Here is a 20342-nt window from a genome sequence, read left to right as displayed (position 1 = left end):
GGGGGCGGACTCCGGCGGGCGGATGGAAGATCCCCTCCATGACCAGGTGGGGACGCCCGGGCGCGAAGTCCTCGGCGAGTGGCCCGGTCAGCGCGATCACCCCGGCGCAGCGACGCAACGCGGCCCGGACCAGGGCGACGTCGAGCCGGCGCAGCAGCCGCACCAACCGCCCGTCGGTAGGAAGGGCGACGCCCGGCGGGTCGGTGAGCACGGGTACGACCCGCACCCCGCGCCGCCACGAGGCCAGCACACCGGCCCACAGGAACGGGGCGTGCACGCCGTGCACGAGCAACACCTCTCCCGCGCCTGGCGAAGCGGCCAGCCACCGACGGGCGGCGACGAAGCGCGTCAGGTGCTTGACGCCGAGCACGTTGACGAAGCCCAGCAGCCGGCCCTCGACCCCGTCGTGGTGCAACCGTCCGCTGCGGAACACCAGCCGGCGGTTGCGCGGCCAGGTGGAGACGGGCGCGGCGGAGAGGAGGCTCACGCGGCAACCCGCGGCGCGCATCGCGGCCACCAGCCCCCAGGCGAGGGTGTGGGTCTGGGTGGCGTGCACGGCGTCGCGTGCGGTGACGTCCGCGAGCACGTCGTCCGGCACGGTGAACCCGAGCAGCGTCACCCGGGTGCCGTGCGGAGCCGTCACCGGCCCACCGCCAGGATCCGGCGGTAAACCCCGTCGAGGTTGTCAAGCATGTGGTCGAGGCTGTACCGCTCGCGGACCCGGCCGCGCGCCCGGACACCGAGTTCGACCCGGGCGGTCAGGCTGGCCACCAGGGTGGCCAGGGCGTCGGCGAGAGCCTGCGGATCGCCGGCGGGCACGAGCACACCGGCTCCGTCGCGCAGCACCTCCACGTTGCCTCCGACCGCGCTCGCCACCACCGGCAGCCCGTGGGCCATTGCCTCCAGGAGCGCGTTGGACAGGTTCTCGTGCAGCGTCGGGAAGACGAACAGGTCGGCGGCGGCCAGCAGATCCGGGACGTCGGCTCGGGAGCCGAGCAGGCGCACGTCGAGCGCGTCGGGGCCTGCCACGGCGGCGGCGCCCAGCGCCTCGGCGATCGCGGGGCGGTCCGGACCGTCCCCGGCCACGAGCAGCACCCGGCGACCGGCGGCGGCCGGCAACCGGCGCAGGGCATCGGCGAGCACTCCGTAGCCCTTCTCCCAGGTCAGTCTGGCGACCGCGATCATCACGACGTCGTCGGGCCGTAGGCCGAGTTCGCCGCGGACCCGGGCGCGGGGGCCGGGCTTCTCCGGCACCAGCACACCGTTCGGGATCACCCCGACGAACCGGTCCCGGCAACCACGCAGGAAGTCCCGTCCCGCGGCGTATTCGCAGACGGTCGCGACGTGGGTGGCCGCCCGCAGGGTGAACGGCTCCGCGCCGTGCACCAACAGCCCACGCCGCAGCGGCCGGCCGCCCTGACGCAGATCGCGGACGGTGCCGTGCACCGTGACCAGGATCCGCGGGCAGCGGGCCAGGCGTGCGGCGAGGACGCCGTGAAAGCCTTCGTTCTGCAGCCCCCGGACGTGCACCAGGTCCGGCCGGAGGCGGCGCAGCAGCGCCACCCACTCGCGGAGCAGCGACACGTCGAGGCCGCCGTTGCCCCGGTCCTGGTGCATCCGCACGAAGTCGTACTCGTCGCCGAGCCGGGAGGCAAGCACCCGCTCGACGACGGTCAGGGGGCCGTTCGCTCCCGGCCGTCCGGCGGAGTGCTGGACCACGACCGGGCGGGTGCGAGCGGCGGGTGGCGAATGGTCGAGACCAGCGACGGCGATGCTCGGGCGCACAGGAACTCCAATCCGACGCGTTCCGGCGTGGAAAGCGGCGACGGGGCGACATCGGTGACCTAGACTATCGGGCGATATCGGATTAAAAGGAATAATTCCGTCGAACGGGGAAGCTCATGTTCCAGCCATCGGTGGCGGACCTGCTCGACCCGGTCGGCCCCGGCACTCCCCGCCTTCTCGCGCTGGCGGCGTACCGGTTTCCGCACGGCGATGCCATGTCCAACCGGCTGCTGCACCTGGCCCGTTCGGCGACTCCACCCGGTGCCACCGTCGTGGTGGTCAACGACTGGCCCGCCGACGGGACCCGGCCACCCGTGGATCCGCCGCTGCCGGCGGAGGTCAAGCTCCTGACTCTCCGGCCGAGCAGGGGAGGCAAGCTGGCCCGCTGGTGGCACCGCCAGCGCCGCCCGCTTCGGGTACTCGCCGCACTGCGCCGGGCCGGCGTACGACGGGCCGACCTGAACGGTGTCCTCCTGCCGCTGGGGCTGTGGAATCTGACCACCTGGGTGGTTCTTCGGCTCGTGGTGCGCCGTCCGGTCACCGTCGACGTAATGGAGCGGCACGACACGCAGCAGTTCGGCCGGGGCCGACTCAACCCACATTTCGTCCGACACCGGTGGCATGCGTTGCTCGCGGCCCGGCTGGCCGACCGGATCATCGCGATCTCCACCGCGCTCCACGGCGACTTCGCTCACCGGCGCCCCACACTCGTGGTACCTCCGCAGGTCGACTGCGCCGGTTACGCGTCCCCCGCGCCGCCCTCGCTGGAGGGCGGCCTGCGCCTGATCTACGCCGGCACCGCCGGTGCCAAGGACCTGCTGGCCGTCGTGGTGGAGGGGATCCGGCGGTTGCCCGCGGCGGTGCGTGACCGGGTCCGTCTGACGATCGCCGGCATGACCCGCGACCAGGCCGTCAGTCTGTCCGACCTGGACGCCCACTGCCTAGAGGACCTCGCCGGGCAGATCACCTTCCTGGGCCGGGTGCCGCGTGAGCGCGTCCTGGCCGAGCTGGGCGGCGCACACTTCTCGGTCCTCGTCCGCCCCGATGTCGGATACTCGAGGGCGGGCTTCCCGTCGAAGGTGCCGGAGAGCCTGGCCGCCGGGTGCCCAGTGCTGCTGAACCACACGAGTGACCTCGCCCGGTACATCGCGGAGGGGCGCGAAGGGCTGGTGCTGACTGGACCGACCCCCGACGACGTCCGCGACGGCCTGCTGCGGGCGCTCGCCCTGGACGACGACGAGTGGCGGCGGATGAGCCAGGCTGCCCGGGATCGGGCGAGGGACTTCGACTACCGCTCCTGGGCACCGGCCGTGAGCGACTTCGTCGCCGGCGCGGGGCGCGGCTCCGGCACGGCGAGCTCGGTAAGCGAAGCCAACTCGGCCACTGTCAGCCGCTGATCCGGGGGATAGAGGGCGCGCTCGTGGGCGGTGATCGTCTCGACCGGCCAGCGTAGCCGGACCACCCGGGCCGGGCTGCCGGCCACGATCGCGTACGGCGGCACCGACCGGGTGACGACCGCACCGGCCCCGATAACCGCACCGCGCCCGACAGTAACCCCATGCAGGATGACCGCCCGGGTACCGATCCAGACGTCATCGCCGATCACCACACCACGATCGTGGTCCTCGTCGCCCGGCCCCTTCGTGGCCGCGATCATCGGTACGCCGATCTGGTCCACCCGGTGGTTGCCGCCCCGGATGGTGACCTCCGGACCGAACATCACGTTGTCGCCGATTCGTATTCGGGACCGGGCAGCCATGATCACCGGACGGTGCCCGAGGTCCACGTTGCGCCCCACCTCGATCGTCTCGAAGGTGTAGACGCCATCCGGATCAAACACGAATCCGTCACCCCGCGCGCCGAACCGGTCAGCCACAGCCAGCCCGTGTATCGCCCGACGGGCCCGCGAGCCAGTGGTGATGACCCGGTCGACCAGCCGCGCCACCGGACCGAGGACGCGACCAGGCCGCCTCTTGTCCACACGCATCAGGCCATGCTCCCTGTCGTCGCTCGCCACCGTGCCGGCGTCGACCGCAGCGGCCGGTCCGCCGCAACTTCCCCCGGAGCCGACGGGTAGCCGACGACGCCCAGGCCATGACCAAGATCCCGATACCTGCTCAACCTGTCGTCCACCTCGGATGTCGTTGTGATCTGAGGGCGGCGGCGCCAGGTCGTCCGGATAGCCGGCCGCCCCGGCCTGGATCCATCGGATGGCTGAACGCGGCCCTCGAACGGGTGACGCGCGAGGAGACAACCGGCCCCGGTGGCCCCGGTCCAACCCGCCTGACCTCGCGCCATGCCGACGATTATCACTCCCCGCAACAACTCCGTGACCCAAAATGCGGTATGGCCAGAGTTTTGATCCTGACCGATTACCGGGGCACGTTCTATTCGACGGCCCGCACCCGCCACGGCCGGTGCACCATGGACGTCGAGCGGGTGTGCCGGCGCCTCAGTGACGCCGGGCTGCACCCGGAGGTGATTCCGCTGGCCGAACTGGACCTTGGCGCGGACCTCCAGGGCGTTCCCGTGCTCTACACCTCCTCCGAGGATGCCGGACTGCTCTACAAAAGCTGGATCGAGGACCTCGTCCTCGCTCTGGAGACGGCCGGGGCGAGGACCATCCCGAGCTACCGCTTCCTGCGCGCGCACCACAACAAGGCGATGATGGAGGCACTGCGCTTCCAGCTCTTCCCGAAGGAAGCGGCCAGGCTGCACACCCGTACCTTCGGCACGCTCGAGGAGTTGGCGTCCACCTCCCTCGACGGGCCGTGGCCGAAGGTGGTCAAGTCGGCGTACGGCGCGGGGTCGGCGTACGTCGCCTTGGCGGCCGGCCACGCGGAACTGACCCGCGTGGCGCGACGCTTCAGCCGGGTCGCCGACCTGCGGGCAGGGGTACGGGAGCACGTCAAGCGCGCTCTGCGGCGTGAGCACCACCCCCACTCGCTGCACCGGCAAAAGTTCGTGGTGCAGGACTTCATCCCAGGACTGGCCGGCGACTTCAAGGTGCTGCGGCTCGGTGAGCGCTACTACACGCTCTACCGCCGCAACCGTGCCGGCGACTTCCGAGCGAGCGGAAGTGGCGACTTCGACTTCCACAGCGACGGGGGCGTGGACCGCGGAGCCCTGCTCGACTACGCCGAGCAGGTGGCGGACACCATTGGCACCCCGCTCGTCTCGCTGGACATCGGCTTCGACGGCGCCCAGTTCCACCTCATCGAGTTCCAGTGTCTGCACTTCGGGACCGTAACCGCCGAGGAGTCGACCCACTACCACCTGCGCGACGGCGGCAGCTGGCGGCCAGTCCAGGAGCGATGCGACATCGAGGCGGTCTTCAGCGAGGCGATCGCGCGGCATCTGGCCCGGTGACCGGCAGCGCCCGGCCGGATGTGGTGAGCTGTAGCCATGGACCGCACCCTGCTCGGGCTGGCGCTGCACCCGACGCGGGACGCCACCGGGATCGTCTCGATCATCGCCGACTGGGCGGCCCGGCACCACACGGGCCTCGTCGTGCGCACCGAGGACCGGCACCGGGTGCCGGCGACGGTGGAGGCGATGCCCGCCGAGGAACTGGCCGAGCGGGTGAGCGCACTGATCAGCATCGGCGGAGACGGCACGATGCTCGGGGCGCTCCGGTCCGTGGTGCGTAACCCGAAGCCGGTGCTCGGGGTGCACCTGGGCAAGCTCGGCTTCCTGGTGGAGGTGGAGCCGCCGGATCTGCCGGAGGCGCTGGACCGGCTCGCCAACAAGGACTTCACGGTGGAGGCGCACAGCTGTCTGGCCTGCGACGTCTGCGGGGACGGCATCGTCGCGTTCAACGACGTCGCGCTGGTCCGCCAGCCCGGCTCCGGGTTCGTGACGGCGACCCTCGCCGTGGACGGCCAGCGCTACGGCTACTACCGCTGCGACGCGCTGGTGGTGAGTACCCCGACCGGCTCGACCGCGTACAGCTACGCGGCGGGCGGCCCACTGGTCTCCCCGGCCACGCAGGCGGTGGTGGTCACCCCGTCGGCGCCGATGGCCGGCATCTCCCGCTCGGTGATCCTCTCCCCGGAGGAGAAGATCCGGTTGGAGCTGACGCCGGGCTCCGCCCCGGTGGCGGTGGAGATGGACGGGCTGGTGATCCGGGAGGCGGCCACCGAGGGGGCGATCGACATCAGCTACCGCCGGGAGGCGGGGCTGGTGGTACGGCTGGACCCCCGCCGCTACCAGGAGCGCAACCAGCTGAAGCTCAGCCTGCTGGACCTGCCACTGCTGCCCGAGCAGCTTCGCGAGCTGCTGCCGGAGGGGCTGCGCGAGCAGCTCAACCGCCGCGAACTCCTCCCACCGCGCTGAACCGGCGCCGGGTGCCGGAGGAACCGGGTACGGATGCGCCCTCGCGGGGGCGGCTCTCCGCCAGGATCCTCCGTTCCGCCACCCGGCGGTAACGCCGTCGATCTCTTTGATCTCCCGCGACCCGGCCGCGGACTGACCCGCGCTCAGGCCCGCTTGAGCACCTCGGTCACCAGGTCCTTCGCCTCCTGCTGGATGCGTTCCAGGTGCTTCGGCCCCTGGAACGACTCGGCGTAGATCTTGTAGACGTCCTCGGTGCCGGACGGCCGGGCGGCGAACCAGCCGGAGTCGGTGGTGACCTTGAGCCCGCCGATCGGCGCGCCGTTGCCCGGCGCGGCGGTGAGGGTCGCGGTGATCGGCTCGCCGGCCAGCTCGGTGGCGGTCACCTGCTCCGGCGAGAGTTTGCCGAGCACCGCCTTCTGCTCCCGGGTCGCCGGCGCGTCGATCCGGGCGTACGCGGGCGCGCCGAAGCGCTCGGCCAGCTCCGCCCAGTGCTCGCTCGGAGTGCGGCCGGTGGTGGCGATGATCTCGGCGGCGAGGAGGCAGAGCAGGATGCCGTCCTTGTCGGTGGTCCAGGTGCCCCCGTCGCGGCGCAGGAACGACGCGCCGGCGCTCTCCTCGCCGCCGAAGCCGACCGCGCCGTCGAGCAGCCCGGGGACGAACCACTTGAAGCCGACCGGCACCTCCAGCAGCGGGCGACCCAGGTCGGCGGCGACCCGGTCGATCATCGAGGAGGAGACCAGGGTCTTGCCGACCGCGGCGGCCGGGCCCCAGTTCGTCCGCGTGCGGAACAGGTGGGCGATCGCCACCGCGAGGTAGTGGTTGGGGTTCATCAGGCCGCCGTCGGGGGTGACGATGCCGTGCCGGTCGGCGTCGGCGTCGTTGCCGGTGGAGACCTGGTAGTCGGCGCGGGCCGCGATCAGCGAGGCCATCGCGTTCGGCGACGAGCAGTCCATCCGGATCTTGCCGTCCCCGTCCAGGGTCATGAACCGCCAGGTGGGGTCGACGGTCGGGTTGACCACGGTCAGGTCCAGCCGGTGCCGCTGCGCGATCTCGCCCCAGTAGGCGACGCTCGCCCCGCCGAGCGGGTCCGCGCCGATGCGCACCCCGGCGTCGCGGATCGCGTCGACGTCGATCGCCGCCGGCAGGTCGTCGACGTAGCCGGCGAGGAAGTCGTACGACCCGGTGGTGTCGGCGGCGCGGGCCCGCGCGTAGGGGATCCGGCGGACCTCCTTGAGCCCGTCGGCCAGGATGGCGTTGGCCCGGTCCTGGATCCACTTCGTGACGTCGGTGTCCGCCGGCCCGCCGTGGGTGGGGTTGTACTTGAAGCCGCCGTCGTCGGGCGGGTTGTGCGACGGGGTGATCACGATGCCGTCGGCCAGCCCGCTGGTGCGCCCCCGGTTGTGGGTGAGGATGGCGTGCGACACCGCCGGGGTGGGCGTGTAGCCGTCCCGGCTGTCCAGTAGCACGGTGACCTCGTTGGCGGCGAGCACCTCCAGCGCGTCCACCGCGGCCGGGGCGGAGAGGGCGTGGGTGTCGCGGCCGACGAACAGCGGGCCGTCCAGGCCCCGCTCCCGGCGGTAGTCGCAGAGCGCCTGGGTGACCGCGAGGATGTGGTCGGAGTTGAACGCGTTGCGCAGGCTCGACCCGCGGTGCCCGGACGTGCCGAAGGAGACCTGCTGCGCCGGGTCCTGCGGGTCGGGGTGCTCGGCGTAGTAGGCGGTCACCAGCCGCGGCACGTCGACCAGGTCGGCGGGCTGGGCGGGCTTGCCGGCCCGGGGATGACTGCTCACGGTTCCACCTTCTGTCCCTTGCCGATCACCACGATGCCGTTGTCCGAGACGGTGTAGCGCTGCCGGTCCTTCTCCAGGTCGACGCCGATCTCGGCCCCCTCGGGCACGACCACGTTCTTGTCGAGGATGGCCCGGCGGACGACCGCGTGCCGGCCGATGTCCACCCCCTCCATCAGCACCGCGCCGTCCACGTGGGCCCAGGAGTGCACCTTCACCTTCGGCGACACGACCGAGTTCTCCACGAGCGAGCCGGAGATCACCGCGCCGGGCGAGACCATCGAGCCGACCGCCCGGCCGACCCGCTCGCCCCACTGGTGCACGAACTTCGCCGGCGGGTACGGCGGCTGCTCGGTGTAGATCGGCCACTCGAAGTTGTAGAGGTTGAACACCGGGTGGACGTTGATCAGATCCATGTGGGCGTCGTAGAAGGAGTCGAGCGTCCCCACGTCGCGCCAGTAGCCGCGGTCCCGGTCGGTGCTGCCCGGCACCTCGTTGTCGCGGAAGTCGTAGACGTTGGCCTCGCCCCGCTCGACGAGCATCGGGATGATGCTGCCGCCCATGTCGTGCTTGCTGGTCTTGTCCTCCGCGTCGCGCTCGACGGCCTCGCAGAGCGCCTTCGTGCTGAAGACGTAGTTGCCCATCGAGGCGTAGATCTGGTCGGGGGCGTCGGGCAGGCCGACCGCGTCGGTGGGCTTCTCGCGGAACGCCCGGATCCGCCGGCCGTCCTCGCCGACCTCGATCACGCCGAACTGGTCGGCCGTCGACAGCGGCTGCCGGATGCCGGCCACGGTGACCCCGGCGCCGGAGGCGATGTGGTCCTCCACCATCTGCCGCGGGTCCATCCGGTAGATGTGGTCGGCGCCGAAGACGATCACGTGGTCCGGCTGCTCGTCGTTGATCAGGTTGAAGCTCTGGTAGATCGCGTCGGCGGAGCCGGCGAACCACCACGGGCCGCGCCGCTGCTGCGCCGGCACGGGGGTGACGTAGTTGCCGAGCAGCGTCGACATCCGCCACGTCTTGGTGATGTGCCGGTCCAGCGAGTGCGACTTGTACTGGGTCAGCACGACGATCTTCAGATAGCCGGCGTTCGCCAGGTTGGAGAGGACGAAGTCGACCATGCGGTACATCCCGCCGAACGGGACGGCCGGCTTGGCCCGGTCCGTGGTGAGCGGCATCAGGCGCTTGCCCTCCCCGCCGGCCAGGACGATCGCGAGCACCTTGGCAGCCATGTTCCGACGCTAACCATCCGCCGGGGACTTCACCACTCGTACGGGCACACTTCTGCACTAGGGTGCCGGGAATGACGGACTCCGCACAGCTTCGCGTCGACCTGTTGACCCGGGAGTACCCGCCCGAGGTGTACGGCGGCGCCGGGGTGCACGTGGAGTACCTGGCCCGCGAGCTGCGCCGGCTCGCCGACGTGCGGGTGCACTGCTTCGGCGCGCCGCGCACCGAGCCGGGCGTCACCGCGTACGCCGAACCGGCGGGCCTTCGCGGCGCGAACGCCGCGCTGCGGACGATGGGCGTGGATCTGGAGATGGCGGCGGCGTGCGCCGGCACCGACGTGGTGCACAGCCACACCTGGTACGCCAACCTGGCCGGGCACACCGCGAAGCTGCTGCACGGCGTGCCGCACGTGGTGACCGCGCACAGCCTGGAGCCGCTGCGGCCGTGGAAGGCCGAGCAGCTCGGCGGCGGCTACGCGCTCTCGTCCTGGTGTGAGCGCACGGCCTTCGAGGCCGCCGACGCGGTCGTCGCGGTCAGCGAGGGGATGCGGCGCGACGTGCTGACCGCCTACCCGGCGGTGGACCCGGACCGGGTCCGGGTGGTCTACAACGGCATCGACACCGACGAGTACTCCCCGGACCACGGCACCGACGTGGTGGAGCGGCTCGGCATCGATCCGGCCCGCCCGAGCGTGGTGTACGTCGGGCGGATCACCCGGCAGAAGGGGCTGCCCTACCTGCTGCGCGCGGCGCGCGACCTGCCCGCCGACGCCCAGCTGGTGCTGCTCGCCGGCGCGCCGGACACCCCGGAGATCGCCGCCGAGGTGGAGGCCCTGGTGGCCGAGCTGCGGGCGGGCCGCTCGGGCGTCGTCTGGGTGGCCGAGATGCTGCCCAAGCACGAGGTGATCCAGGTGCTCACGCACGCCACGGTCTTCGTCTGCCCGTCGGTCTACGAGCCGATGGGCATCGTGAACCTGGAGGCGATGGCCTGCGAGACGGCGGTGGTGGCCACCGCGACGGGCGGCATCCCGGAGGTGGTCGTCGACGGCGGGACCGGGCTGCTGGTGCCGATCGAGCAGGCCGCCGACGGCTCCGGCCGGCCGCTGGACCCGGGTCGGTTCGTCGCCGACCTCGCGGCCAGGGTCAACGAGGCGCTGGCCGACCCGGGGCGCGCCACGGAGTTCGGGCTCGCCGGCCGGCGACGGGCCGTCGAGCAGTTCTCCTGGGACGCCGTGGCGCGGCGGACGCTGGAGGTGTACCGGTCGGTGGGCGCCGCCGGCTGAGCCGCGCGGGAACTGATCTCGCGCAGTAGGTTGGCGGGGTGACTGGACGGTTTCCGATCGAAGACGTCTCCCCCGTCGTCTCCTGCGGTCGCTACCCGGCCAAGGCGGTGGTGGGCGAGCCCGTGCCGGTGTCGGCCCGCGCCTACCGGGAGGGGCACGACGCGCTCGGCTGCAACGTGGTGTGGCTGGGCCCCGACGGGCGGGCCCGGCCGTTCACCCGGATGCGCCCCGGCGAGCCCGGCCAGGACCGCTGGCACGCGGTCATCCGCCCGGACGCGGTCGGCGAGTGGGTGTTCACCGTCGAGGCGTTCCAGGATCCCTACCTGACCTGGCAGAACGCGGTCACCAAGAAGCTCGCCGCCGGCCAGGGGCCGGCGGAGCTGGCCAACGACCTCGCCGAGGGCGCCCGGGTGCTGACGGCCGCCGCCGCGCTGGTGCCGGGGGGCGACGTCGACCGGGTGTCGGCGGCGGTGGCGGCGCTGCGCGACGACCGGCTGCCGTTGCCCCGGCGGGTCGCTCCGGCGCTGGAGCTGGCCGGCCTGCTCTGGGAGCACCCGGTCCGGGAGCTGGTCACCACCGGCGAGGAGCACCGGCTCTGGGTGGACCGCCCCCGCGCGCTCTTCTCCGCCTGGTACGAGTTCTTCCCCCGTTCCGAGGGGGCCGTCCCGGCCACCGTCGACGCGCCGGCCCGCTCCGGCACGTTCGCCACCGCCACCGAGCGCCTGCCGGGCGTCGCCGCGATGGGCTTCGACGTGCTCTACCTGCCGCCGATCCACCCGATCGGCCGGGTCAACCGCAAGGGCCGCAACAACTCGCTGACCGCGGGGCCGGACGACGTCGGCTCGCCGTGGGCGATCGGCTCCGCCGAGGGCGGCCACGACGCCATCCACCCCGACCTGGGTACGCCGGAGGACTTCCGGGACTTCGTCGCCGCCGCCGCCGAGCAGGGCCTGGAGGTGGCGATGGACCTGGCGTTGCAGTGCGCGCCGGACCACCCGTGGGTGACGGAGCACCCGGAGTGGTTCACCACGCGGGCCGACGGCAGCATCGCGTACGCGGAGAACCCGCCGAAGAAGTACCAGGACATCTACCCGCTGAACTTCGACAACGACCCGGAGGGCATCCGGGCGGAGATCCTGCGGGTGGTGCTGCACTGGGTGGGCGAGGGCATCCGGATCTTCCGGGTGGACAACCCGCACACGAAGCCGGTCGACTTCTGGCACTGGCTGATCGGCGAGGTGAAGAAGGTCGAGCCGGACGTGCTCTTCCTCGCCGAGGCGTTCGCCCGGCCGGCGATCATGCACGGCCTGGGCAAGATCGGCTTCACCCAGTCGTACACGTACTTCACGTGGCGCACCTCGGCAGCCGAGATGCGGGCGTACTGCGAGGAACTGGTCGCGGCGGCCGACCACATGCGACCCAACTTCTGGCCGAACACGCCGGACATCCTGCACTCCTCGTTGCAGCACGGCGGCCCGCCCATGTTCAAGATCCGGGCCGTGCTGGCCGCGCTGCTCTCCCCCTCCTGGGGCATGTACGCCGGCTACGAGCTGTTCGAGCACGTGGCCCGCCCCGGCGTCGAGGAGTACCTCGACAGCGAGAAGTACGAGCTGCGCCCGAGGGACTGGGCGGGCGCGCAGGCGCAGGGCCGCTCCCTGGCGCCGTTCATCGCCACCCTCAACCGGGTACGCCGGGAGAACCCCGCCCTGCACCAGCTCCGCAACCTGCGCTTCCACGAGATCGACAACCCGGCGCTGCTCTGCTGGTCCAAACACGACCCGGACACCGGCAACACCGTCGTCGTGGTCTGCTCGTTCGACGCGCAGGGCGTGCAGTGGGGCAACACCACGCTGGACATGCCGGCGCTCGGCCTCGACTGGCACGACCGGTTCACGGTGTACGACGAGCTGACCGGCGCCAGTTACGACTGGGGGCAGCACAACGCGGTGCGTCTCGACCCGTACCTGCAACCCGCGCACGTGCTGACCGTGCGGCGGCCCGCTCCGCCGGCCGGCCCGGCGGCACAGGCGCCGGCGGCGCAGGGCCTGACCGTCGAGAACGTTCCCGACGACCTCTCGGGCGGCACCGCCCCCACCGTTGGAGCGCAGGAGGACGATCCCCGATGGACGAGTTGATCGCCGGCGCGACGCACGACCCGCACGCCGTCCTCGGCGCGCACCCGGCCGACGGGCGGACGGTCGTCCGCACGCTGCGCCGCGACGCCGCCGGCGTCGCCGTCCTCGTCGACGGCCGGCGGCACCCGATGCGCCGCGTGCACGACGCCGGCGTGTTCGAGGCCACGGTGCCGGGCGAGGTGCTCGACTACCGGATCGAGGTCGACGGCCGGGTGCACGACGACCCGTACCGCTACCCGCCCACCGTGGGCGAGCTGGACCTGCACCTGATCGGCGAGGGCCGGCACGAGCGGCTCTGGGAGGCCCTCGGCGCCCGGGTCCACGACGAGGGCGTCGCGTTCGCCGTCTGGGCGCCGAACGCGCGCGGCGTCCGGGTCGTCGGCGACTTCACCGGCTGGGCCCCGGACGACGGCTGGCCGATGCGCTCGCTCGGCGCCAGCGGGGTGTGGGAGGTCTTCGTCCCGGGCGCCTCGGCCGGCGCCCGCTACAAGTACCGGATCCTCGGCGCCGACGGGCACTGGCGGGACAAGGCCGACCCCCTGGCGGCGTACGCCGAGGTGCCGCCGGCCACCGCGTCGGTGGTGCACCGGTCCACGTACGAGTGGGGCGACGCCGCCTGGCTGGAGCGGCGGGCCCGGCGGCAGCCGCACCAGGAGCCGATGAGCGTCTACGAGGTGCACCTGGGCTCCTGGCGTCCCGGGCTGGGCTACCGGGAGCTGGCCGAGGAGCTGACCGCGTACGTCACCGGGCTGGGCTTCACGCACGTGGAGTTCCTGCCCGTGATGGAGCACCCGTTCGGCGGCTCCTGGGGCTACCAGGTCACCGGATACTTCGCGCCGACGTCCCGGTTCGGCGACCCGGACGACTTCCGTTATCTCGTGGACCGGCTGCACGCCGCCGGCGTCGGCGTGATCCTGGACTGGGTGCCGGCGCACTTCCCCAAGGACGAATGGGCTCTCGCCCGCTTCGACGGCACCCCCCTCTACGAGCACCCCGACCCGCGCCGGGGCGAGCACCCCGACTGGGGCACGTACGTCTTCGACTTCGGCCGCCGCGAGGTGCGCAACTTCCTGGTCGCCAACGCGCTCTACTGGTGCGACCAGTTCCACGTCGACGGGCTGCGGGTCGACGCGGTGGCCTCGATGCTCTACCTGGACTACTCCCGCCCCGAGGGGCAGTGGCTGCCGAACCGGTACGGCGGCCGGGAGAACCTGGAGGCGATCGCGTTCATGCAGGAGGTGAACGCGACGGTCTACAAGCACCACGCCGGGGTGGTGATGATCGCCGAGGAGTCCACCGCCTGGCCGGGGGTCACCCGCTCCACCGACGCCGGCGGGCTCGGCTTCGGTTTCAAGTGGAACATGGGCTGGATGCACGACACCCTGCTCTACACCTCGAAGGACCCGATCTACCGGCAGCATCACCACCACCAGCTCACGTTCTCCCTGGCGTACGCCTGGAGCGAGAACTACGTGCTGCCGATCAGCCACGACGAGGTGGTGCACGGCAAGGGTTCCCTCGCGGGCAAGATGCCCGGCGACACCTGGCAGCGGCTGGCCACCGTGCGCGCCCTGCTGGCGTACATGTGGGCGCACCCGGGCAAGCAACTGCTCTTCATGGGCTGCGAGCTGGCCGACGACCGGGAGTGGAGCGAGGAGCGGGGGCTCGACTGGCACCTGCTGCACGACCCGGCCCGCGCCGGCGTGCAGCGCCTCGTCGGCGACCTGAACCGCGTCTACCGGGACACCCCGGCGCTGTGGGCGCAGGACACGGACCCGGCCGGGTTCCGGTGGATCGCCGCGGACGACGTCGCCAACAACACCGTCTCGTTCGTGCGGATCGCCCCCGACGGCGCGACCCTGGTCTGCGTGGCGAACTTCTCCGCCCGGCCGCTGACGGACTACCGCATCGGGCTGCCCGCCGGCGGCACCTGGGCGGAGGTGCTCAACACCGACTCCCACCACTACGGCGGGTCGGGGGTGGGCAACCTGGGCGAGGTGCACGCCGAGGACGTGCCGTGGCACGGCCTGCCGGCGTCCGCCGCGCTCCAGGTGCCGCCGCTCGGCGTGCTCTGGCTCCGCCACGACTGAGCGCCCGGCCCCGTCGCGCGTCGCCGACCGGGAATCAGACCAGGCCGGCGTCGCGCAGCAGCTTCCACAGGCCGGCGCCGTCGGGCGCGGAGAGCCACTTCTGCCCCACCGGCCCGGCCGAGGAGCTGCCGGCCGGGCCGGGCAGGCTACCGGCCAGCACCGCCTGGGTGGGCGAGAGCCGGCGGATCGCCACCCCCGCCACGTTCTGCGGGTGGGCGGCCGCGAACTCGCGGTAGATCTCCGGGTCGTGCTGCCCGTCGTCGCCGACCAGCAGCCACTTCACGTCCGGGAACTCCTTCGCCAGCCGGGCCAGGGTGACCCGCTTGTGCTCCCGGCCGCTGCGGAACCAGCGGTCCGCGGTCGGCCCCCAGTCCGTCAGCAGCAGCGGCCCGGCCGGATAGAGGTGCCGGGACAGGAACCGGGTCAGCGTCGGCGCGACGTTCCAGGCACCGGTCGACAGGTAGAAGACCGGCGCGCCGGGGTGCGCGGTGGCCAGCCGCTCGTAGAGCACCGCCATGCCGGGCACCGCCGTCCGGGCGTGCTCGTCGAGGACGAAGGTGTTCCAGGCCGCGAGCAGCGGGCGGGGCAGCGCGGTCACCATGACCGTGTCGTCGATGTCGGAGAGGATGCCGAAGCGCACCTCCGGGTCGAGGATGCGCACCGGCGCCTCGACCGGCTCCGCGTCCGGCAGGCTGATCCGCACCGCGCCCCACCCCGGCGGCAGGTCCGCCTCGACCACGGTGTCGACGAAGCCGCTGCGGTCGGCCTGCGCCTCGTGGCGCACCCCGCCGGCCTCGACGGTCACCGTCACGTGCTTGGCCGGCAGCGTGGTGAAGCTGCGCCAGCCGCGGACCTTCTCCAGCCGGCCCCGCTGGCGGGTGTCCGGCCGTCCCAGCAGCACCCGGCACATCACCCGCACCCAACCGGGCGCGCCGTAACCGGCGTACGCGATGATGTTGGTCCGCCAGCCGGTGCGCCGCAGCCGACGCTCGACCAGCGCGTGCACGGCGTCCTCGATCCGCGCGGCCCGGTGCAGGTTCGGTACGGCCAACTGGCCGGCGGGAGTGGGTGGCACGTCAGCAACCCTGCCACAACCCGGCGGCCTCGGCCACGCGAGGCGATCTTCGCCGGCCGCCGGCTGCGCCGATCCGCCCCGCCCGGCCCCGGCGGCGTGTAACACTCCGGTCGGGACGACGACGGGGGCGTTGGTCGTGTCGCAACCAGTACGCAAGCGTGGGCGGTGGCGCCCGCAGCTCGACCGGCCGGCGCTCGTCGCGCTGCTGTTCGGGCTCGCCGGGGTCGGCTACCGGCTGGTGCTGACCCTGCACACGGTGCCGGTCTCCAACAGCGACGAGGCCACCTTCGGGCTGGTCGCGCTGCACATCGCGCAGGGCCGCGAGCTGCCCGTCTTCCTCTACGGCCAGCGCTACATGGGCGTGCTGGAGTCCTACCTGGCCGCGCCGCTGATCGCGGTCGCCGGGCCGAGCTGGCCGCTGCTGCGCCTGCCGCTGCTGGTGCTCTACGCCGTCTTCCTCTGGCTGATCCACCGGCTGACCCGGCGGATCTGCTCGCCCTGGTTCGCCGCCGTCGTCGTCGGGCTGCTCGCCCTCGGCGGGGAGCGGGTGGTCCGGGACCAGTTGACCGTGGTCGGCGGCCGCCCGGAGGTCAAGGTCGCCGTGCTGCTGATGCTGCTGGTCGTGGTGGGACTCGCCCGGGGCACCGTGCGGCACCGCCGGCTGGCCGTCGGGCTCTTCGGCCTGCTCGCCGGGGTGGCCGCCTGGTCGGACTGGCTGATCCTGCCCTACCTGGGGGCGGCCGCGCTGGCGCTGCTCTGGGTGGCCCGCCGGGAGCTGCTCGGCTGGGCCGGGGCGCTGCTGCTGGCCGGGTTCGCCGTCGGGATCGCGCCGATGATCCGGGACAACCTGGTCGCCCCGCCCGGCGAGGACTCGCTGTCGGTGTTGCGCGAGGTCAGCACCCGGGCCGGGCCGCCGCCGCCGTGGAGCCGGCGGCTCGACGGCGGGCTGCTGGAGGGGGTGCCGCTCGCCACCGGACTCTGCCCGGTGGACGGCTGCTCCCGCTGGCAGGGGTGGTTCGGCCTGCTCTACCCGCTGCTGCTGGTGGTCGCCGCCGCGCTCGCCGTGGTCGCGTACCGCCGGGCCGCGGGCACCCCGCCCGCCCGCCGGGTCGGCCCGATGGTGCACCTCGCGCTGGTCGTGGGCGCGGCGCTGACCCTGCTGTCGTACGTGCGCAGCCCGCTGGCCGCCACCAGCCCGCTGGACAACGCCCGGTACCTGTCGGTCCTCCAGCTCTCCCTGCCGGCGGTGCTGTGGCCGCTCTGGCTGGCGGCGGTCGCGTGCTGGCGGGGCACGGTCGGGGCGTTCGGCCGGTTGGGCGGGGCGCTCGCCACCGCCGTGCTCGCCGCGCTGACCGCGACCATGCTGGTGGTCACCGTGCAGTTCGCCGCCACCGGCACCGAGGCGTCCCGGGTCGAGGAGCGGCAGGCCCGCGAGCTGGCCGACCGGCTCCGCGCGGGCGGCCCCCACGAGGTGTACGGGGACTACTGGACCTGCAACCGGCTGATCTTCAACACCGACGAGTCGGTGGTGTGCGCGGTGCTCGACGGCGAACTCACCCCGGGGCAGAACCGCTATTCCGCGTACTGGCGGCAGGTGGGGCGGGCCGACCGGCCCGGGTACGTGCTGGCGGCCGACTCGGCGGCGGAGCGGCGGCTGCGCCGGCTGCTCGGCGACCGGGCCGACGCGGCGCTGCTCGCCGAGGTGGGCGGGTATCGCGTGTACCACCCGGAGACGCCGGTGCGGCCGTGGCGGTAGGGACGGGCCGTACGCTGGCCGGGCCGGCGCGCGGGCGCCGCGCCGAGGCGAGGAGTCCCGATGCTCATCCTGCTGCCGCCCTCCGAGGGGAAGGCCGACGCCGGCACCGGCCGGCGGCTGGACCTCGCCCGGCTCTCCCTGCCGGAGCTGACCGGCGCCCGGGAGGAGGTGCTGGCCGCGCTGGTGGCGCTCAGTGACGGCGGCGACGAGGAGGCGGCCCGGGCGGCGCTGGGGCTCAGCGAGGGCCAGCGCGGCGAGCTGCGGCGCAACGCCCGGCTGCGGGTGGCGGCCACCGCCCCCGCCGACCGGCTCTACACCGGCGTGCTCTACGAGGCGCTCGACCTCGCCTCGCTCCCGCCGGCCGCGCCGCGGGCGGCCCGCCGGTCGGTGCTGATCAGCTCGGGCCTCTGGGGCGCGGTACGCCTCACCGACCGGATCCCGCCCTACCGCTGCCCGGTCGGGGCGCGGCTGCCGGGGGTGGGCGCGCTGTCGGCGTACTGGCGGCGGGCCCTCGCGCCGGCGATGGACGCCGCGGCCGGCTCCGGGCCGGTGCTCGACCTGCGCTCCGGCGCGTACGCGGCCACCTGGACGCCCCGTGGCGAGGTGGCCGCCCGCACCGTGACGGTCCGGGTGCTGCACGAGCGGGAGGTCGACGGCGTGCCCGTCCGGTCGGTGGTGAGCCACTTCAACAAGGCGACCAAGGGTCGGCTGGTGCGGGACCTGCTGACCGCGGGCGTCCGACCGCGCTCGGCCGACGGGCTGGTGTCGGCGCTGCGCGACCTGAAGTACACGGTGCTGGAGCAGCCCGGGCCGTCCCACCGGCCACGCCAGGTCGACCTGGTCGTCACCGAGCTGTAGGGCTGCCGCAAGATTTCCTCAAGGCTGGGGCGGATCGGTTTCCCCGTCGGCGTCTTCGGGCCACGGTAGGGGGACCCCGACGCCGACAAGGAGTGCCTGAGTTGGCTCCCGAACCGATCCTGCTCGACCGGCCGCGCCTCCCGTCGACCCCGCCGCCGCTGGACTGGCTGACCCTGGCCGACGCGTTCGAGGCCGCCTGCCTGCTGCGCTGCATGCCCCCGCCGGCCGTCGCCGGCGCCCGCCGCCCGGTGCCGCACCACCGCCCGGCGACCGTCGAGTTCAACCGGGAGGAGGCCGCCCTGCGGTTCCGGCAACTGCTCGGCCGGCTGGACGTCCCGATCGAGCACGAGGTGACCGTCGGCGGGCTGCGCCGCCGGTACGAGCTGCACCGGCTCTCGGTGCCCCCGGCGGACCGGCCGGCGTACGCGCGGACGCTGGAGGCCGGCTGGCGGCAGGGCCGGCGCGAGCTGCTGGGCGGCCCGGTCCCCGGCGCGTCGACGGCGCGGCGGGTGTGGCGGCCCCGGCTGGCCGCGGCGGCCTGGCGGGCCGCCCTGCTCGCCGGGGGGCGGCACGTGCGCCGGCACATCCTCGGCGTCCGGCTCACCGACCGGGAGCTGGCCGCCGTCCTGGTGCGCGGGGCCGCTCTGCTGGACGTGCCGGCGCTGCTGCGCCCCGGCACCGGGTGCTTCCTGGTCTGCGTCGCCGACGGCCCGGACCGCGAGCGGATCCTGCACAGCGCCGCGCTGGAGCCCGCCCGGGCGGCCGAGCCGGCATGATGGCCGGATGACCACGACCACCGCGCGGTCCGCGTCTGGCGGGGCACCGGCGGACCACCCGGGGCCACCGTTCCGACCTCGGTCGCGTACCGCAGCGAACTGATCCTCACCGTCGACCCGACGCCGGGCCGTGGTCCGACCGGTGGGCCTCGGGTTGCGGTGACGGCCCGCGCGGCGCAGAGTGCAGCCCGTGAGTCGAACCCGGTCCTGCCGCGCCCGCGCCGTGCGCCCGTCGTCCTGGTTCCGACCTGGCCGCCCGCGCCCCGGTCGTCCGGCGGCGCTGCTGTCGCTGCTGCTGGTGGTGACGCTGCCCGGCCTCGCCGGCTGCCAGGACTCCCCCGAGCCGCCGGTGCGGATCCGGATCGCGACCGGCAGCCCGACGGCGGTCTACCACGCCTTCGGCCGGTCGCTGGCCGACATCCTCAACCGGGAGATGCCGAACGTCGAGGCCAGCGTGGTGGTCACCGCCGCCTCGGCGGAGAACGTCCGGCTGGTCGGCTCGGGCGAGGCCGAGCTGGGTTTCACCCAGGCCGACGTGCTGCCGGCCGCGCCGGCGACGCACCCGTCGGTCGTCGCGGTCGCCCGGGTCTACGACGACCTGCTGCACCTGGTCACCACCGCCGGCGGGCCGGTCCGCACGCTGGCCGACCTGCGTGGGCGGCGGGTCTCCGTGGGCGCCCCCGGGTCCGGCACCGAGATCACCGCCTCCCGGCTGCTGGAGGTGGCGCGCCTGGGCGGCGACCGGGTGCACCGGGAGCGGCTCGGCCTCGACGACTCGGTGGCGGCGCTGCGGGCCGGCACGATCGACGCCTTCTTCTTCTCCGGCGGGCTGCCGGTCAGCGCGGTGAAACAGCTCGCCGACGACAGCGCGACCCGGATCGTCGACCTCGGCGAGTGGACCGAGCTGCTGCGCGGCAGCAATCCCCAGGTCTACGTCTCCCGGGACGTCCCCCGCTCGGTGTACGGCACCGACCCGGTCACCACCGTGGCCAACCCGAACTTCCTGATCGTCCGGGCCGACCTGCCGGAGGCGCTGGTCCGGGAGGTGACCCGGCTGCTGATGGAACGCCGGCAGGAGCTGGCCGCGGGGGGGGGGGGGGGGGGGCCGGGGGGGGGGCCCGGCCCCCGGGCGCGCCCCCCCCCGCCCCCCCCCCCCCCCCCCCCCCCCCCCCCCCCCGCCCCCCCCCCCCCCCCCCCCCCCCCCCCCCCCCCCCCCCCCCCCCCCCCCCCCCC

The 20342-nt window shown here is 73.7% G+C and carries 16 protein-coding genes; 10 read left to right on the top strand and 6 right to left on the bottom strand.

The window, feature by feature from the left end; genetic code table 11:
* A partial coding sequence (locus AB0L34_RS25245) for a glycosyltransferase (protein ID WP_363707142.1) occupies positions 1-643 on the bottom strand: 643 nt, incomplete at its 3' end.
* Complete coding sequence (locus tag AB0L34_RS25240) at positions 640-1719, bottom strand: glycosyltransferase (RefSeq protein WP_363707140.1); 1080 nt, start codon at positions 1717-1719, stop codon at positions 640-642. The genes AB0L34_RS25240 and AB0L34_RS25245, both read right to left, overlap by 4 nt.
* Positions 1720-1901: 182 nt before the next feature.
* On the opposite strand from AB0L34_RS25240, the gene AB0L34_RS25235 reads away from it, so the two are divergent.
* Positions 1902-3182, top strand: coding sequence for a glycosyltransferase (locus AB0L34_RS25235; RefSeq protein ID WP_363707138.1), 1281 nt, complete (start codon positions 1902-1904; stop codon positions 3180-3182).
* Here the strand turns inward: AB0L34_RS25235 and AB0L34_RS25230 are convergent.
* Positions 3074-3802, bottom strand: a complete 729-nt coding sequence (locus AB0L34_RS25230) for an acyltransferase (RefSeq protein WP_363707136.1) — start codon at positions 3800-3802, stop codon at positions 3074-3076. The genes AB0L34_RS25235 and AB0L34_RS25230 overlap by 109 nt on opposite strands.
* A 341-nt stretch (positions 3803-4143) precedes the next feature.
* Between AB0L34_RS25230 and AB0L34_RS25225 the strand changes: the two genes are divergently transcribed.
* On the top strand, positions 4144-5154 hold the full coding sequence (locus tag AB0L34_RS25225) for a hypothetical protein (protein ID WP_363707134.1): 1011 nt from the start codon (positions 4144-4146) through the stop codon (positions 5152-5154).
* Positions 5155-5190: 36 nt separating this feature from the next.
* Positions 5191-6120, top strand: a complete 930-nt coding sequence (locus tag AB0L34_RS25220; protein ID WP_363707132.1) for an NAD(+)/NADH kinase — start codon at positions 5191-5193, stop codon at positions 6118-6120.
* A 143-nt stretch (positions 6121-6263) separates the two neighbouring features.
* On the opposite strand, the gene pgm is transcribed toward AB0L34_RS25220, so the two are convergent.
* Together pgm and glgC are read right to left on the bottom strand one after the other, a co-directional pair.
* A complete protein-coding gene (gene pgm / locus AB0L34_RS25215) occupies positions 6264-7910 on the bottom strand; it encodes a phosphoglucomutase (alpha-D-glucose-1,6-bisphosphate-dependent) (RefSeq protein WP_363707130.1) in 1647 nt (548 codons plus the stop codon).
* Positions 7907-9139, bottom strand: a complete 1233-nt coding sequence (gene glgC, locus AB0L34_RS25210; protein ID WP_350706479.1) for a glucose-1-phosphate adenylyltransferase — start codon at positions 9137-9139, stop codon at positions 7907-7909. Before glgC ends, pgm begins: the two co-directional genes overlap by 4 nt.
* 71 nt (positions 9140-9210) lie before the next feature.
* Here glgC and glgA point away from each other — a divergent pair, with 71 nt between their 5' ends.
* Genes glgA through glgB form a run of 3 tightly spaced genes read left to right on the top strand, consistent with a single transcriptional unit; the run spans position 9211 to position 14644 of the window.
* Positions 9211-10419 (top strand): glycogen synthase, encoded by a 1209-nt coding sequence (glgA, locus tag AB0L34_RS25205; RefSeq protein WP_363707128.1) that lies wholly within the window; start codon positions 9211-9213, stop codon positions 10417-10419.
* A gap of 38 nt (positions 10420-10457) precedes the next feature.
* A complete protein-coding gene (locus AB0L34_RS25200) occupies positions 10458-12554 on the top strand; it encodes a maltotransferase domain-containing protein (protein ID WP_363707126.1) in 2097 nt (698 codons plus the stop codon).
* Positions 12542-14644, top strand: coding sequence for a 1,4-alpha-glucan branching protein GlgB (gene glgB / locus AB0L34_RS25195; RefSeq protein WP_363707124.1), 2103 nt, complete (start codon positions 12542-12544; stop codon positions 14642-14644). The genes AB0L34_RS25200 and glgB overlap by 13 nt, the downstream gene beginning before the upstream one ends.
* Before the next feature lie 34 nt (positions 14645-14678).
* Here glgB and AB0L34_RS25190 read toward each other — a convergent pair whose 3' ends face one another.
* Complete coding sequence (locus tag AB0L34_RS25190) at positions 14679-15719, bottom strand: phosphatase domain-containing protein (protein WP_357451855.1); 1041 nt, start codon at positions 15717-15719, stop codon at positions 14679-14681.
* A gap of 136 nt (positions 15720-15855) precedes the next feature.
* Between AB0L34_RS25190 and AB0L34_RS25185 the strand changes: the two genes are divergently transcribed.
* The 4 genes from AB0L34_RS25185 to AB0L34_RS25170 form a co-directional block, all read left to right on the top strand.
* Positions 15856-17475, top strand: coding sequence for a hypothetical protein (locus AB0L34_RS25185; protein WP_363707122.1), 1620 nt, complete (start codon positions 15856-15858; stop codon positions 17473-17475).
* Between the two features lie 60 nt (positions 17476-17535).
* Positions 17536-18333 (top strand): peroxide stress protein YaaA, encoded by a 798-nt coding sequence (gene yaaA / locus AB0L34_RS25180; RefSeq protein ID WP_363707120.1) that lies wholly within the window; start codon positions 17536-17538, stop codon positions 18331-18333.
* A 101-nt stretch (positions 18334-18434) separates the two neighbouring features.
* On the top strand, positions 18435-19109 hold the full coding sequence (locus AB0L34_RS25175; protein WP_357451847.1) for a hypothetical protein: 675 nt from the start codon (positions 18435-18437) through the stop codon (positions 19107-19109).
* Between the two features lie 280 nt (positions 19110-19389).
* Positions 19390-20342 (top strand): TAXI family TRAP transporter solute-binding subunit (locus AB0L34_RS25170; protein WP_363707144.1); only part of this gene is annotated, 953 nt, incomplete at its 3' end.

The sequence above is a fragment of the Micromonospora sp. NPDC052213 genome (assembly GCF_040679695.1).
Lineage (GTDB): Bacteria > Actinomycetota > Actinomycetes > Mycobacteriales > Micromonosporaceae > Micromonospora.
The sequence above is the reverse complement of the archived record's forward strand: the minus strand, read 5'-3'. Positions and strand labels throughout refer to the sequence as shown.